The organism is Chromatium okenii (genome assembly GCF_002958735.1).
GTDB lineage: Bacteria > Pseudomonadota > Gammaproteobacteria > Chromatiales > Chromatiaceae > Chromatium > Chromatium okenii_A.
In genome coordinates this window covers 553194-568558 of record NZ_PPGH01000035.1, presented here as the reverse complement: position 1 = coordinate 568558, position 15365 = coordinate 553194, and the positions used below count along the sequence as shown (strand labels likewise).

The 15365-nt window shown below is 54.0% G+C and carries 16 protein-coding genes and 4 pseudogenes; 3 read left to right on the top strand and 17 right to left on the bottom strand.

Going from position 1 to position 15365, the window contains the following annotated elements:
• Positions 1-10 precede the first annotated feature (10 nt).
• The 8 genes and pseudogenes from rsxC to CXB77_RS10995 all read right to left on the bottom strand — a co-directional run bounded on the left by rsxC (position 11) and on the right by CXB77_RS10995 (position 5201).
• Positions 11-1484, bottom strand: a pseudogene (gene rsxC, locus CXB77_RS11025) (electron transport complex subunit RsxC).
• A 14-nt stretch (positions 1485-1498) separates the two neighbouring features.
• A pseudogene (locus CXB77_RS11020) lies at positions 1499-2020 on the bottom strand (RnfABCDGE type electron transport complex subunit B).
• Positions 2021-2105: 85 nt separating this feature from the next.
• Positions 2106-2276, bottom strand: a complete 171-nt coding sequence (locus CXB77_RS19735; RefSeq protein ID WP_172452637.1) for a hypothetical protein — start codon at positions 2274-2276, stop codon at positions 2106-2108.
• Complete coding sequence (locus CXB77_RS11015; protein WP_105073911.1) at positions 2249-2470, bottom strand: BrnA antitoxin family protein; 222 nt, start codon at positions 2468-2470, stop codon at positions 2249-2251. The genes CXB77_RS19735 and CXB77_RS11015 overlap by 28 nt, the downstream gene beginning before the upstream one ends.
• A gap of 27 nt (positions 2471-2497) precedes the next feature.
• Positions 2498-2770: a BrnT family toxin gene (locus CXB77_RS11010; RefSeq protein WP_105074056.1), complete on the bottom strand. Its 273-nt coding sequence runs from the start codon at positions 2768-2770 to the stop codon at positions 2498-2500.
• 7 nt (positions 2771-2777) lie between these two features.
• Positions 2778-3493: pseudogene (gene trpC / locus CXB77_RS11005) on the bottom strand (indole-3-glycerol phosphate synthase TrpC).
• 100 nt (positions 3494-3593) lie between these two features.
• A pseudogene (trpD, locus tag CXB77_RS11000) lies at positions 3594-4618 on the bottom strand (anthranilate phosphoribosyltransferase).
• Positions 4608-5201 (bottom strand): anthranilate synthase component II, encoded by a 594-nt coding sequence (locus CXB77_RS10995; protein ID WP_105073910.1) that lies wholly within the window; start codon positions 5199-5201, stop codon positions 4608-4610. Before CXB77_RS10995 ends, trpD begins: the two are co-directional and overlap by 11 nt.
• A 104-nt stretch (positions 5202-5305) precedes the next feature.
• Here CXB77_RS10995 and pncC point away from each other — a divergent pair, with 104 nt between their 5' ends.
• The 3 genes from pncC to pdxH are packed head-to-tail and all read left to right on the top strand — an operon-like array spanning position 5306 to position 6501.
• On the top strand, positions 5306-5809 hold the full coding sequence (gene pncC, locus CXB77_RS10990) for a nicotinamide-nucleotide amidase (protein WP_105073909.1): 504 nt from the start codon (positions 5306-5308) through the stop codon (positions 5807-5809).
• A 44-nt stretch (positions 5810-5853) separates the two neighbouring features.
• The gene (locus tag CXB77_RS23095) at positions 5854-6012 is read left to right on the top strand and encodes a hypothetical protein (RefSeq protein ID WP_277949390.1); all 159 of its coding nucleotides are present in this window, start codon (positions 5854-5856) and stop codon (positions 6010-6012) included.
• 45 nt (positions 6013-6057) lie between these two features.
• Positions 6058-6501: a pyridoxamine 5'-phosphate oxidase gene (pdxH, locus tag CXB77_RS10985; protein ID WP_347338109.1), complete on the top strand. Its 444-nt coding sequence runs from the start codon at positions 6058-6060 to the stop codon at positions 6499-6501.
• Between the two features lie 69 nt (positions 6502-6570).
• Here pdxH and CXB77_RS10980 read toward each other — a convergent pair whose 3' ends face one another.
• The 9 genes from CXB77_RS10980 to infB form a co-directional block, all read right to left on the bottom strand.
• The gene (locus CXB77_RS10980; protein ID WP_105073908.1) at positions 6571-6990 is read right to left on the bottom strand and encodes an SCP2 sterol-binding domain-containing protein; all 420 of its coding nucleotides are present in this window, start codon (positions 6988-6990) and stop codon (positions 6571-6573) included.
• 182 nt (positions 6991-7172) lie between these two features.
• Positions 7173-7940 (bottom strand): SDR family NAD(P)-dependent oxidoreductase, encoded by a 768-nt coding sequence (locus tag CXB77_RS10975; protein WP_105074055.1) that lies wholly within the window; start codon positions 7938-7940, stop codon positions 7173-7175.
• 63 nt (positions 7941-8003) lie between these two features.
• The gene (pnp, locus tag CXB77_RS10970) at positions 8004-10100 is read right to left on the bottom strand and encodes a polyribonucleotide nucleotidyltransferase (RefSeq protein ID WP_105073907.1); all 2097 of its coding nucleotides are present in this window, start codon (positions 10098-10100) and stop codon (positions 8004-8006) included.
• A 111-nt stretch (positions 10101-10211) separates the two neighbouring features.
• Positions 10212-10481, bottom strand: a complete 270-nt coding sequence (rpsO, locus tag CXB77_RS10965; RefSeq protein ID WP_105073906.1) for a 30S ribosomal protein S15 — start codon at positions 10479-10481, stop codon at positions 10212-10214.
• Positions 10482-10591: 110 nt separating this feature from the next.
• A complete protein-coding gene (locus tag CXB77_RS10960; protein ID WP_105073905.1) occupies positions 10592-10855 on the bottom strand; it encodes a hypothetical protein in 264 nt (87 codons plus the stop codon).
• On the bottom strand, positions 10852-11049 hold the full coding sequence (locus CXB77_RS10955; protein ID WP_105073904.1) for a hypothetical protein: 198 nt from the start codon (positions 11047-11049) through the stop codon (positions 10852-10854). Before CXB77_RS10955 ends, CXB77_RS10960 begins: the two co-directional genes overlap by 4 nt.
• A gap of 26 nt (positions 11050-11075) precedes the next feature.
• Positions 11076-11993 carry a tRNA pseudouridine(55) synthase TruB gene (truB, locus tag CXB77_RS10950; protein ID WP_105073903.1) on the bottom strand — a complete coding sequence of 306 codons (918 nt, stop codon included), beginning with the start codon at positions 11991-11993 and terminating at the stop codon, positions 11076-11078.
• 7 nt (positions 11994-12000) lie between these two features.
• Positions 12001-12456 (bottom strand): ribosome-binding factor A, encoded by a 456-nt coding sequence (locus CXB77_RS10945; RefSeq protein ID WP_105073902.1) that lies wholly within the window; start codon positions 12454-12456, stop codon positions 12001-12003.
• 2 nt (positions 12457-12458) lie between these two features.
• The gene (gene infB / locus CXB77_RS10940) at positions 12459-15350 is read right to left on the bottom strand and encodes a translation initiation factor IF-2 (protein ID WP_105073901.1); all 2892 of its coding nucleotides are present in this window, start codon (positions 15348-15350) and stop codon (positions 12459-12461) included.
• Between the last annotated feature and the right edge of the window lie 15 nt (positions 15351-15365).

The window sequence follows — 15365 nt, the reverse complement described above, 5'->3', positions numbered from 1 at the left end:
TCCCGATATTTTAGATTGAAGCTGGCGCGGCGGCAGCAGCAGCTTTCTTTTTCGCATCAGCTTCACGTTTCCGCGCTGCCATTGCTTCGCGTTTAGCCTGTTGAATGGCTTCCATTCGCGCCGTGCGCTGTTCAATCAACCGCTTGGTTTCAACCTGTTTCTGCTTGGCGCGACCGCGAGCTGCCATTTCGCCTTTCGCATAATTGAAAAATTGCACCAGCGGCAAATGCGACGGGCAAACATACGCGCAGGAGCCGCAGCCGATGCAATCCAGTAAACCCAATTTGACTGCGCCTTCCAATTCGCCAGCGCGGGTGTGTGCCGCCAAATCCAACGGCACCAGCCCACACGGGCAGGATTGAATGCAGCTGCCGCAGCGAATACAGGGCATCGGCGGCTGCGCATTCACTTCGCTGCCGTCAGCGCCAGCACACCGTTACTGCCTTTCACCATCGGCACTCGCGCACTCGGCAGCGGTTGTCCCATCATCGGCCCGCCACTCAGAAAGCGCGTGGGTTCGACAGTGAAACCACCGCAATAATCCAGTAAATCCTGCACTCGCGTTCCCAGCAGCACGCGCACATTGCGCGGCTGTTGAATCGCGCCGCCGCTGACTGTGACCACCCGCGACACCAGCGGATAACCAAAACGCAGCGCCTCATGCACCGCAAACGCAGTCGCTGGGTTGTGCACGACGACACCAATATCGCGTCAAACCACGCGCCGGAGTTTCCTGTCCGGTCAACGCCTGCACCAGATGCTTCTCCGAACCCATCGGATAACGGGTCGGCAAATGCGCGATCTGGATATTGGAATGCTGGGATGCAGCAACAGTCATCGCCGCTTGCGCTTCGGGCTTGTTGTTTTCAATGGCAATAATGATTCGTGTCACACGAGCGCGTGCGCCATGATGCGAATGCCATCGAGCACTGCATCAGCCTGTTCGCGCATCAACCGGTCGTCGCAAGTGAGATATGGCTCGCATTCCGCGCCGTTAATCACCAGCGTGTGCAGTCGGTATTTTTTGCGCAAATTGAGTTTGACTGCTGCCGGAAAGGTTGCGCCGCCCAGCCCGACAATGCCCGCTGCGCCGACTCGCGCTGCGATGTCGTCGGGATCAAGCGCGAACGGATCGGCGACACCCTTGATCGAATCTGCCCAGCGATCTTCGCCGTCGGGTTGCAGCGTCACGGTCGGCACGGACAAACCCGAAGCGTGATGCGCGGGATAACTGCCGACACCGACGATGCGCCCTGAAGTTGGTGCGTGAACGGGCGCAGAAATCACGCCCTGTCCGTTGGCAATCAAATCGCCTTTGGCACGCGCTGCCCACGCCGGACTGCCGGACTTGCTGGCGCTCCAATGTGCTGCTGCAACGGAATGTGCAGCAGCGCAGGCAGCGGCAGCGTTTCAATCGGTTGATTTGCCGACAATTGCTTGCAATCGTCGGGATGAACGCCGCCGCGAATGTTGAACAGTTGCATGATTTATCCAGCCATCAGTGCCAAGGTTTGGGCCAATACCAAGTTTGCAGCGTCGCCGTCAGTGGCGCATTTCGATACATTCGGTGGGGCAAGCCTCAAAACACTTTTCGCAACCGATGCAGGCATCCGCAAACACGCTATGAATCATATTGTTAGCGCCCATAATTGCGTCGGTGGGGCAGCGTTTGAAGCATTTGGTGCAGCCGATGCAGAGCTGTTCGTGAATGTGAGCGATCAACGGCGGTTTCTCTTCGACACCCGCCATATCCACCGACACGCCCAACACTGCCGCTAAATCTTCTGCGACGCGCGACCGCCGGGGCGACAAATGGTGACTCGCGCTGCACCGGAAGCAATCGCCTCTGCTGCGGGCCGCAGCCGGGATAACCGCATTGTCCGCATTGCGAGCCGGGCAATAAGGCAGCGAGCTGCTCGGTCAAAGGATTGCCCTCGACTTTTAGATAGCGAGCGGCGAGGCCGAGCAATCCGCCGAGAGTAAGGCCGAGAATGAAAAGACTGGTGATGGCGGACAACATGATGGCGATGCTCGTGTGTCTTCCCCGATGCAACAGGGCTGAATAATTGCGATGTCATGAGCAAAAGCAAACCAAGTGCCAAGCGTTAACGCTGCGTTTTGTGAATGCCGTAATCCATTAAAAAATAAAGAGTTACGGCGCTGGCGCAGGGGGATTGCGCCAGTGCTGGTTGCGGGATGAATTCGTGCGGAATGTGAGAAAACTGACAAGCAACGGCAGATGGCGCTGTCAGGCTGGCGAATGCGTTTTGAGCCAATCTTTTAACGCCTCATCCATGCGCGTCTGCCAATCATGCCCCGTTGAACGAAATGCAGCCAACACTTCAGGACTGTAATCAATCGTGACTTTTTCCTTGATTGGAAAGCGATTTGGCTCTCGTCGCTGCGCTTTAGAAAACTCTGCATCTGTCCATTCAGGATGATCAGATTGATCAATCTCAGCGTCGCTCATCGCGTCAATGCGTTCCCAATGGTTAAATCAGTCTCCGCGTGCTTCAAAATAGCGTTTGTGTTCATTGCTGGTTGCCTTACGAAGGGAAATAATACGAATGTTATCGTTGCGTTCGGTATAAACCACTGCAACAACACGCCCTGACTTGAGACCTAAAGCAAGATAACGTTCTTCACCATAGGCTTCACGATCATCTTTAAAAACTAACATGAATTCATCGAAGATCGTTTCACAGCCAACAAAATCAAGACCGTGCTTTTTTAGATTGGCGATGCGCTTGGCTTCATCATAAGTGATCATCGCCAATTCAAAACAGTGCCGCCAATGCTGCGCCTGGATCAGCAGCTCGCATAAAGGCTTCACCGACTAAAAACGCATTCACGCCGTGCGCTCGCATTAATGCAACATCTTCCGGCAATAGAATTCCGCTTTCCGTCACCAGCAGCGTTCCGCGGAATGGCTGCGCGTAATTCCAATGTCGTGTTCAGATTCATTTCAAAGGTGCGCAAATCGCGGTTGTTAATTCCAATTAACCGTCCGGGAATCGCTAATGCTCGCGCCAATTCCGCTGCATCATGCACTTCAACTAATACGTCCATGTTCAATTCTGCGCCAGCGCGTTTAATTCTGTTAATCGCGCATCATCAAGCCCAGCCGCAATTAACAAAATGCAATCCGCACCCAGCACCCGCGCTTCATAAACCTGATACGGATCAATAATGAAATCTTTGCGAATGACCGGTAATGCGCAGGCTGCTCGCGCTGCTTGCAAATACGCATCGCTGCCTTGAAAAAAATCAATATCAGTTAATACCGATAAACAGCTGCGCCAGCTTGCGCATAACTGGCAGCAATGGCAGCGGGATGAAAATCAGCACGAATCACGCCTTTGCTGGGGCTGGCTTTTTTGATTTCGGCGATGACTGCCGATTGACCGGCAGCAATTTTCGCCGCCAGCGCATCAGCAAAACCGCGTGGCGGATCAGCGTCTGCGACTCGTGCTTGCAGTTCCGTCAGCGGCATCTGCGCGACGCGATCGCGGATTTCGTCCACTTTGCGGCGCAGGATTTTTTTCAAAATATCAGGTGTATCAGTCATTTGAGTTATTGGCAGTTTTCAGTGGTCAGTTGGCAGCAAAGCTGGCGGTGAGCGCGATCAATTGTTCAAAACGCTGCGCTGCTGCGCCGTTGGTGAGCGCAGTTTCCGCCAGCGCAATGCCTGCGGCGAGGCTGTCAGCGCAGCCCGCTGCGTAAATCGCCGCGCCCGCGTTGAGTTGCACGATGTCACGCGCTGCGCCGGGTTGACCAGCAAGTACGCCGCGCAACATTTCCAAACTTTCCGCTGGATCGTTGACGCGAATGTCGGCGAGATTGGCGCGAGTCAGACCGAAATCTTCCGGCTGGATGCTGTAGCGATGAATCACGCCGTCTTTCAATTCGGCGATGTCGGTGGGCGCGGCAATGCTGATTTCATCCAAACCGTCGCGGGCGTGGACGACCAGCACATGCCGACTGCCGAGGCGTTGCAACACCAGCGCCAGCGGTTCTAATAACGCCGCACTGAACACGCCGAGCACCTGATTCGGCACTCGCGCCGGATTGGTGAGCGGACCTAACACGTTGAAAATGGTGCGTACACCCAGCTCGCGGCGTGGTCCGATGGCGTGTTTCATCGCGCCGTGATGACCGGGCGCGAACATAAAACCAACGCCGATTTCACGGACGCAGCGCACCACCTGCGCGGGCGTTAAGCCAAATTAACGCCGCAATTTCCAACACATCCGCCGCACCGGATTTGCTAGAAACTGAACGATTTCCATGTTTTGCAACCAGACAACCCGCTGCTGCAGCCACGAACATGCTGGCGGTGGAGACGTTGAAAGTGCCGGACGCATCGCCGCCAGTGCCGACGATGTCCACGTGTGCGCCAGCCCAGTGAGATCAACACCGGTCGCCAATTCGCGCATGACGCTGGCTGCGGCGGTGATTTCAGTGACGGTTTCGCCTTTCATGCGCAGCGCAATTAAAAAACCAGCGATTTGCGCCGAGGTCGCGCCGCCGGTCATCACTGCCCGCATGACGGCACTCATGTCGTCTTCGCGAGGTCTTGGCGCTCCAAACAGCGGGCAATGGCATCTTTAATGTTCATCGGTCGCTCCCATGATGAAATTAAGCAGCAGGTCGTGACCGTGCTCGGTCAGGATAGATTCGGGATGAAATTGCACGCCTTGAATCGGCAGCGTTCGATGTCGCACACCCATGATGGCCTCGCGCTCGCCGTCTTGAGTCTGCGTCCATGCAGTCACTTCGAGACAATCCGGCAGACTGGCTTGTTCGATAACGAGCGAATGATAACGGGTTGCTTCAAAAGGACTTTTTAATCCATGAAACACGCCGCAATTGCGGTGATGCACTTGCGAAGTTTTGCCGTGCATCACGGTCGGCGCTTTAATGATTACGCCACCGAACGCTTGACCGATCGCTTGATGACCGAGACAGACACCTAAAATCGGTACACGCCCCGCCATTGCCTGAATCAGCGCCACCGAAATTCCTGCCTCGTTTGGAGTGCACGGACCGGGCGAAATCACGATTCGCTCTGGTTGCAGCGCCGCCACCTGTTCCACCGTCATTTCATCATTGCGCACCACGCGCACCGCCGCGCCCAGCTCGCCGAAATACTGCACGAGGTTGTAAGTAAAGGAATCGTAATTGTCGATCATTAAAAGCATGGTGCAATTTATCCTGTGTTTTAGTCGGCATGACTTGATGATTGAATGGTAACGCAGCGCCTCAATTTAGTAGACCAACGAAAATCACCATAAACCACTCCCCAATGAAGCAACTGCCTTTTGATGATCCCGCCTGCTGCGCCGCCCAGCTCGGCGAATTATTACAACAACGCGGCTGGCGCTTGGTGACGGCGGAATCCTGCACCGGCGGCTGGGTGGCGAAAATCATCACCGACCTCGCCGGCAGCAGTGCATGGTTTGAACGCGGATTTGTGACCTACAGCAACGCAGCTAAACAGGACATGCTCGGCGTTGCTCCGGCACTGCTCGCAGCGCATGGCGCAGTCAGTGAAGCAGTGGTGCGGGCAATGGTTGCTGGAGCACTGGCGCACAGTTCGGCGGAAATTGCCCTTGCAATCAGTGGTATTGCCGGACCCAGCGGCGGCACAGCGTCCAAACCCGTCGGCACGGTGTGGATCGGCTGGGGCTTGCCCGACGGAAACATTATTAGCCGTCATTTTTGCTATGACGGCGACCGTGATGCAGTGCGTTATCAAGCAGTGACGACCGCATTAAATGAATTGCTGGCGCTATTACAACGACAATGAATTGGTTTAGCGCAGTGAAATTGAAAATCACAGGAAATAACGCAATGAATGTCAATCCAGAACAGGTGCGAAATGAATTAATGGCGCACGGTTTGACGCGAGCAGAACTCAATAACGATCCAATCTTACAATTTCAGCAATGGTATGAATTGGCAATCAATACTGAATTACCAGAACCGAATGCAATGAGCTGTGCACCGTGAATGCACAGCATCAACCATCAGTGCGCACTGTATTATTAAAACTCTATGATGCACGGGGATTTGTTTTTTTACCAATTACCACAGCCGCAAAGCACAGAGATTGAACAGAATTCACAGGTGGCGTTGTTATTTCCGTGGGTGGCGCTGGCGCGGCAGGTACAAATCAATGGTTGTGCTGAACGCATTTCTACTGCGGAGTCACTGAAATACTTTATAACGCGACCGCGTGGTAGCCAATTGGGTGCGTGGTCATCACCGCAAAGTCAAGTCATTCGGTCGCGCAGTATTTTAGAAGCAAAAGTTGCTGAAATTGCTCAGAAATTTGCGCAGGGAGAAGTGCCATTGCCGGAGTTTTGGGGCGGTTATCGCGTCATTCCTGAACGTATTGAATTCTGGCAAGGACGCGACAGTCGTTTGCATGACCGTTTTTGTTATCGCCGCAATTCAACCAATCCTGATTGCTGGGAAATAGACCGCCTTGCGCCTTAAATCACGCATTAAAAAAGCCCGCATCGCTGCGGGCTTTTTCATTCATTAAACCGAAATACCATCAACGGTTTATTTCAATTCATCGGTGTCAATTTGCTGCATTAAACCGAAACTCTTAACAAATGGATTGGCCATGCGCGGGTCTTTCAACATGGCTTTGTAATCACCGACTTTAAATTTGAGCTTGCCGGTCGCAAACGCAGTGCCCATGCCCATCATGCCGATGCCATTCTCCACCCATTTGAGCCAATCTTTCAGATCAGCCCGCATGTCCCAGTTGGCTGGCGGATCGCTGTCGACCCAGTCACCAGCGCGAACACAGACACCATTTTCAACCACGAACAGACCACGCGGGTTTTCTTCGTCTTTAAAACCGCAGTAAATCACTGAGTTAAAACCGATCTCGGCGAGCTTCTCCCGAACTTCGGGTTCTGCGTTCCACGCATCCTTGAGTTGATTCATCCAGTCAGCAGAGAAAATTGCAGCCATCGTTTTAAGCCTCCAGTGTAGTTATAAAAACAAGACTTTGGACGCAGTGGTGTGCGCCGCGCTAGATTCTATCAGGATTATTCGTAAAAAATACTAGATCGTCACGGTGCTGGCGTGGCGTTGAGCGCGGGAGTGCGAGCGATGCAATGCGTTGATGAATGCGCAATTAAACCAAATTTAATTTAACCCAGCGTATAACCAGCATCAACATTAAGTGTCACTCCAGTAATTAATTGTGCTTGCGCAGAAGCGATAAATAACACGGCATTGGCAACATCAGTCACTGTCACAATGTGCTGTTTTAAGACATGACGGCGAGCAACTGTTTCTGTCATTAATGCCTGCGCTCCATTCCACATTTCAGAATTAACCACGCCCGGCGCTATGCCATTCACACGAATGCCGCGTTGCCCCAGCGCCCGTGCTAAACGCTGCGTAAGCATATCTAATCCAGCTTTACTCACTGAATAACTGGTTGAAGTGCAGGTGCTAAATGGCTGTTGTGCGCAGGCTGATGACAGGTTAATCACCACTGGCGCTGCGCTTTTTTCTAATAATTGAATGCTGGCTTGAATCAATGCAAATGGTGCAATGAGATTGGTTTCTAAAGTCATGCGCCAGTCGGCAATGCTTTCTTCTAAATCACCAGAAGCGAGAATAACGCCTGCGTTGTTCACTAATACATCTAAACGCCCAGATTGTTCGGCAATTGTCGCGATGAAATGCGCACGAAAATCTGCATCAGTCACATCACCAATTTGTGTAATGAGTTGACCATTCGCAGTGGCTTTTTCCCATCGGTTGGCTAATTGCGCTATTTTCGCTGGATCGCGTCCGCAGGTGTAAACCTGATCGCCAGCGGCTAAAAATTGTGCGACTAATTCAGCGCCAATTCCAGAGCTGCCGCCGCTAATACAAACGACGCGGGAAAATTCAGTGATGTTATTCATTTTATGTAATTTTAAGTTCATTAGAAAACGCTGAATTATTCAGCGTTTTCTTAGCATTATGACCTATTCAAGTTCAATGGCTTTCATGCTCAAGCGAATCCGTCCCTGCTTGTCCACTTCCAATACTTTCACGCGCACCTGATCGCCTTCTTTCAGCTTATCGCTGACCGATTGCACCCGCTCCTCGCAAATCTGCGAGATATGCACCAAGCCATCGCGCCCCGGCAGAATCGTCACGAATGCGCCGAAATCCATCAGTCGTGCCACTTTACCTTCGTAAATCTTGCCGACTTCGACATCAGCGGTAATCAAACGAATGCGTCGCATCGCCTCTTCACCAGCGGATTTCTCCACCGAGAAAATCTTCACCACGCCTTCATCGTTGATGTCGATGGTCGCGCCGGTTTCCTCGGTGATCGAGCGGATGACTGCGCCGCCCTTGCCGATGACATCGCGGATTTTTTCGGGGTGAATTTTGAACTCGATGATGCGCGGCGCGTGTTCTGACATCTCGGTGCGATGCGAGGTGATGACCTTGCTCATCTCGCCGAGAATGTGCAGCCGCCCAGCTTTAGCCTGCGCCAGCGCGGTCTCCATAATCTCCGGCGTGATGCCTTCAATTTTGATGTCCATTTGCAGCGCGTTGATGCCGTCAGCGGTGCCGGCGACCTTGAAATCCATATCGCCGAGATGATCCTCGTCGCCCATGATGTCGGTCAGGACGGCAAACTCCGCGCCTTCCTTAATCAAACCCATCGCCACGCCCGCGACCGGCGCTTTAATCGGCACACCCGCGTCCATCAACGCCAAACTGGTGCCGCACACGCTCGCCATCGAACTGGAGCCGTTGGATTCGGTGATTTCCGAAACCACGCGCACCGAATACGGGAACTCTTCGATGCTGGGCATGACCGCCAAGATGCCGCGTTTGGCCAGCCGACCGTGCCCGATTTCGCGGCGTTTCGGGCTGCCAACGCGCCCAATCTCGCCGACGCAGAACGGTGGGAAGTTGTAATGCAGCATGAAATGCTCACGGCGTTCGCCGTCCAGCGCGTCAATGATCTGCGAATCGCGTTCAGTACCGAGCGTGGTGATGACCATCGCTTGGGTTTCGCCGCGAGTGAACAGCGCCGAACCGTGCGTGCGCGGCAGAACGCTGGTGCGAATGGCGATGGGGCGCACCGTGTGGCGGTCGCGTCCGTCGATGCGCGGATTGCCAGCGAGAATGGAGCCGCGCACGGTCTGGCTTTCGAGATGTTCGATTGCCGTTTTCACCTGCATTTCCGACCACTGCGCCGCCTCACCGCCAGTCAACGCAGCGACTGCGCCAGCCCGCGCTACATCTAACGCACTGTAACGTAACTGCTTTTCACGGATTTGATACGCAGCAGCGATTTGCTCACCACAGGCAGCAGCAACGGCAGCGGTGAGTTCGGCATTCGGCGGCGGTGGCGTCCACGCGAACGCAGGTTTATTCACCTCGGCGGCGAGTTCGCGGATTGCCTGAATCACGCACTGGAACTGCTGATGCCCAAACAGCACCGCGCCCAGCATCACTTCTTCCGACAAACCCCGCGCTTCCGATTCGACCATCAACACGGCTTGATCCGTGCCAGCAACGATCAAATCAAGATCGGAATCCGGCCCCAATCCAATCATGGCGGGATTCAAAATGTACTCGCCGTTTTTATAGCCGACTCGCGCTGCACCAATCGGTCCGTTAAACGGCAGCCCCGCAATCGACAGCGCCGCAGATGCGCCGATCAACGCCGGAATTTCTGGATTCACCGCCGGATTCAACGATTTAACGGTGGCGATGACCTGAACTTCTTTGCAGAACCCTTCCGCAAACAGCGGGCGCACCGGACGATCAATCAAGCGAGCGGTGAGGATTTCGCCTTCGCTGGGACGCCCTTCACGCCGAAAAAAGCCGCCGGGGATGCGCCCAGCGGCATAAGTTTTTTCTTGATAATCAACGGTTAATGGCAAGAAATCGCGCTCAACGTTGGAGCGTTTATCCACGACGACCGTCACAAAAACCACGGTGTCATCCATGTTGACCAAGACTGCGCCGTCGGCTTGACGGGCGATTTCGCCGGTTTCGAGCCGGACGCGGTGGGTGCCGAACTGGAATTCTTTGACGATGGGGCTGGGAATCACCGATGTCTCCTCGGAGCAAGATAAAACAGAAATTCAAAGGACAAGCAAAAAAGGGCAAGGCGAACCAGGTGTCACCTTGCCCCTCGCGCTGGTCTCCGGTCTCGAATCAGATCAGCGACGCAGACCCAAACGTGCAATCAAATTGCGGTAACGGTCGATGTCTTTGCGCTTGAGGTAATCGAGCAATTTACGGCGAGCATTCACCATGTGTACCAAACCACGCCGCGAATGATGGTCATGTTTGTGTTCTTTGAAATGCCCGGTCAATTGCAAAATGCGAGCGGTCAATAATGCAACCTGCACTTCCGGGGAACCCGTATCGCCAGCGCCACGCGCATATTCATCGACGACTTTTTTCTTATCTGCTGCGGTCATTGTCATTGCAATTCTCCATAAATGAGAGTGGTAAAAACCCGTATTTAATCAAATGATTCAATACAATTTCCCCAACAATGACATCAGGGAAATAGGGTTGGAGGGTGTTGTTTATTTTAATTTTGAGAAGCCAGCAATCGTTCATATTCTGCATGAGTGCCAATCCATACCCACAGAAAACCACCTTCAATAGAGGTAGCAATTGCCCGATATTGAGAACTCACGCGCACAGACCAAACTTTGCCACATTTTTTAAACTGTAATGATGGATGAGATGTGTTTTTTTGCAGCAAGTGAAAATTCTTGTCTGCTAACTCACGAACTTCTGCTGGAAGGCGTTCATAGCAAGTCCAAAAACCAGAAGTTGTTTTATTTTTCAAAGGTCTCTCGTCGTTCCTGCTTCATATTCAAGCAATGCGGCATTGATAAGAAAATCAAGTTTGCCACTATTTGAATCAGTTTCGAGTTGTTTATCCCAACGCGCTTGATCAAATGCAAATAGCCAATCGCGCAGCTTGGAAAATGAAACATCATCTAATTCTGCAATCTGTTGTTCCAAGAGTTCTATTTGCACGACATTTCAATCCTTGTTGTATTGGATTAAATCAAGCGTTTAGGCTGTACTTTGCCATCGTCAGCAATAGTTCCGACGCCGATAAACTTCTGCGATGGATCATAAAGCCGAACCAAGCCCGAAGTTGGCGCTTGTGGAATGACCACCGCTTGACCCTGACCCAAATAAAACGCTGAATTTGCAGATAATTTCACCGCCGGCCAGTGTCCGAGCGCCGAATCCAGCGCAAGCAGCAACGCATCCAATCGCTGCGGCGTTTCGTCATCTGCCATCGCTGCAATCTCATCCAGCGTCACAAAAGGCATTTCCGCTTCCAGATACGGACCCACGCCGGTGCGCCGCAGTTGGCTGACGTGCCCGCCGCAACCGAGTTCGCGCCCAATATCCTCGGCCAACGTGCGGACATAAGTCCCTTTGGAACAATGCACATTCAGCTCAATTTCCGGCAAGTCAACGCTGAGAAGCTCCAACGCAAAAATCTCAATCGGACGCGGTTGACGTTCAACTTCAATGCCTTGCCGCGCCAGTTTGTACAGCCGCTGCCCGTTGTGTTTGAGCGCGGAGTGCATCGGCGGCATCTGCTGAATGCTGCCGCGAAATCCGCGCAGCACCGTTTCAATCCGCGCTGCGTCAACGTTTTCCACCGGCAGCGTCGCCACGATTTCGCCTTCGGCATCAGCCGTCGTCGTGGTCACACCCAGCCGCACCCGCACCCGATACCACTTATCGGCATCCAACAAAAACGCGGAAAACTTGGTGGCATCGCCCAAACAGCACGGCAACAAACCCGTCGCCAGCGGATCAAGACTGCCGGTGTGACCGGCTTTGGCGGCGCGATAAATCCGCTTGACCCGTTGCAGCGCATCGTTCGAGCTGAGATGCAGAGGTTTGTCAAGCAGCAGAATGCCGGTGATATTCCGACCTGAATTGCGGCGGCGACCCATTCCTAAATCACTCCTGCTCGGTAGATTCGGTGGCAACTGCTTGGTCGATCAACACCGACAGTCGTTCGCCGTAACCAATCGACGTATCAAAGACAAAATGCAGTTGCGGGATGGTGCGCAGTTGCACCGTTTGCGCCAGCGCGTGGCGGAGAAAACCCGCCAAGCGACCGTTGAGGAGACGTTCTTGTGCTTGTGCATTAAATCCCCCCAACCCCCCTTTTTCTAAGGGGGGCTTCTCTTTCTCCCCCCTTTGAAAAAGGGGGGCGGGGGGGGATTTTTCCACAGGTTCAGCACTAGGAAAGCAGGTGAAAAAGACTTTGGCGTGCGCCAAATCTCGCGTCACCCGCACCTCGTGTACCGTGATATTGGCGAGACGCGGATCGCGGACTTGATCGCGCAGCAATTGCGCCAACTCGCGGCGCAATTCCGTTCCAATCCGATCAGTGCGGGAAAACGCCTTCACGCCTACAGCACCCGCGCCCGTTCAGTGCGCTCAAACACTTCAATTTGATCGCCGGGCTGCACATCGTTGTAATTCTTGACGCCAATGCCGCATTCAATGCCAGCTTTGACTTCGCCGACATCGTCTTTGAGACGCCGCAGCGATTCCAACACGCCCTCATAAATCACGACATTGTTGCGTAATACACGAATCGGACTGTTGCGGCGAATCGCGCCTTCCGTCACCAAACAGCCCGCAATCGCGCCGTATTTTGAAGAACGGAATACATCACGCACCTGCGCCAGCCCGATGATGTCCTCGGTGACAATCGGACTGAGCAAGCCCGAAATTGCCTTTTTCACGTCATCAATCAATTCATAAATGATGCTGTAGTAACGCAGATCGAGACCTTTTTCCTCAATCACGCGCCGCGCAGCTGCATCGGCGCGAACATTGAAACCCAGTAAAATTGCGCTGGAGGTCACGGCAAGATTGGCATCGGATTCGGTGAGACCACCTACGCCAGAAGCGACGATCGACAGCTTCACTTCATCATTCGCCAGCTTGAGCAGGCTGTCTTTCAACGCCTCCAAACTGCCTTGCACGTCCGCTTTCAAAATGAGATTGACGCTTTTTTGTTCGCCGTCTTTGAGCTGCGAAAACAGTTGATCCAGACTGACGCCGCGCTGCTCATCAAAACGATTTTGCCGCGACCGTGCCGAGCGGAATTCCGCTACTTCACGCGCTCGACGCTCGTCGCTGACGGTCATCACGTCATCGCCAGCTTTGGGCGCACCGGACAAACCAAGCACCTGCACTGGAATTGACGGACCCGCAGATTCCACCGGAGCGCCAGCTTCATTGAACATGGCACGAACGCGCCCGTATTCGCCGCCACTGACGATGATGTCACCGCGCCGCAACGTACCGGTTTGCACCAACACCGTCGCCACTGGACCGCGTCCTTTGTCCAAACTGGATTCGACAATGGCACCCCGCGCTGGACCTGCGACTGGTGCTTTTAATTCAAGCACTTCGGCCTGCAACAAAATCGCATCGAGCAGATCATCAATGCCCAAGCCACTTTTCGCTGACACCCGCACCAGCATCGTATCGCCGCCCCATTCCTCGACCAACACATTGTGCTGACTGAGTTCCTGCATCACCTTGTCAGGATTGACGTTCGGCTTGTCCATCTTGTTGAGCGCGACGATCAACGGCGCTTTGGCTGCGTGGGCGTGTTGAATGGCTTCAATCGTCTGCGGCATCACGCCATCGTCGGCAGCGACCACTAAAATCACGATGTCCGTGACTTTCGCACCACGCGCCCGCATCGCCGAAAACGCTGCGTGACCGGGCGTATCCAAAAACGACACCGTGCCCTTCGCCGTTTCGACGTGATATGCGCCGATGTGTTGCGTGATCCCGCCAGCTTCACCGGAAGCAACGCGAGTGCGGCGAATGTAATCCAGCAGTGACGTTTTGCCGTGATCAACGTGACCCATGATCGTAACCACTGGCGGACGCGGCACAGCCTCGGCTTGATCTTCCTGTTCTTGCACTTCGTCTAACAAGGTGCCTTCAGCATCGCGCAGGTCAGTGAGTACTGCCGTGTGACCAAGTTCTTCAACTACCAACGTGGCCGTATCTCGATCCAAAGCCTGATTGATCGTGACCATCATGCCCTGCTTAAACAGTTCTTTGATGACCACCGACACCTTGATCGACATTCGATTGGCCAATTCACCGACCGAAATCAGTTCTGGAATCTCCACCTCGCGCACCACTGGCGCAGTAGGCTTCTGGAAAACATGCTTATCCTGAAGTTCCGGCTTAGTCTTTTTGCGACGACGCAGTCCGCGATTGTTGCCAACGCCAGATTCAACTTCTTCATAATCGGCAGCGCGAGGAGTCACAATCAGCTCACGCACGCGAATTGAGTCTTTACGCGGAGCCTTTTTCGCAGCGCGATCCTTTTCTTTTTCCTCTACTTCCGCCGTCTTTTTCACGCCCTTTTTCGCAGGTTTCGCTGCTTCGGCGCGACGGGCTGGCGTAGCGCCTGCTGGAGCGCCAGCGGCAGGAGGACGACGTGCTGGCGCAGTCGATGGCGTTTTCGGTCTAGGTGCAACCACTGGCGGAATGATCTCAACCGCTAGCGTTTCTACCGGTTCGTCAGCAATAGCAGGAGTCGCAGCGTCAATTAACGCCTGTTGAGCGGCAGCGGCTTCAGCCTCGGCTTGCGCAATCACTGCCAACCGTTCAGCTTCAATTCGCGCTGCTTCTTCAGCTTGACGGCGAGCTTCGTCTTCTATTTTTCGTGCTTCATCAGTGACACGACGACGCACTGCCTCCTCGCGGGAACGCAATTCTTCATCTTCTTGATCGGCGAGACGACGTGCTTCCTGTTCGGCGCGTAACGCCTGCAATTCCGTCCGGCGACGCACTTCGTCATACACCGGCGCAGCAGGTGCACGTTCACGACGCGGCGGCCGTTCAACTTGGCGGCGGGTTGATGGTGGTGCAGTGGGTGTCGCAGCGGCTGGCTGCGACGTGGCATCACCTTCGCGCTTGACATAGGTGCGTTTACGTCGCACTTCGACACTGACGGTTTTACCGCCACGCGCCGGTGGCGCAGGTCGCACTCCGGCAGTGCTGCGCGGTGCGGCGGCTGGAGTTTGGCGCAGTTCGCTGACTGACTTACGTTTAATCGTGACCTGACTGGGCGCAGCGCCACTGTCATCATCATCTTTGCCGTGACTGCGTCGCAGGTAGCTGAGAAGTTTCAGCTTTTCCTGCTCAGTCAACGTTGCATCAGCGCCATTGGCGCTAATGCCGGCTTCACTTAATTGGGTTAGGAGTCGCTCGACCGGAATACCGACCGTTAACGCGAGTTGCTTGACCGTGACTTCACTCATGGATTGATCTTTAAA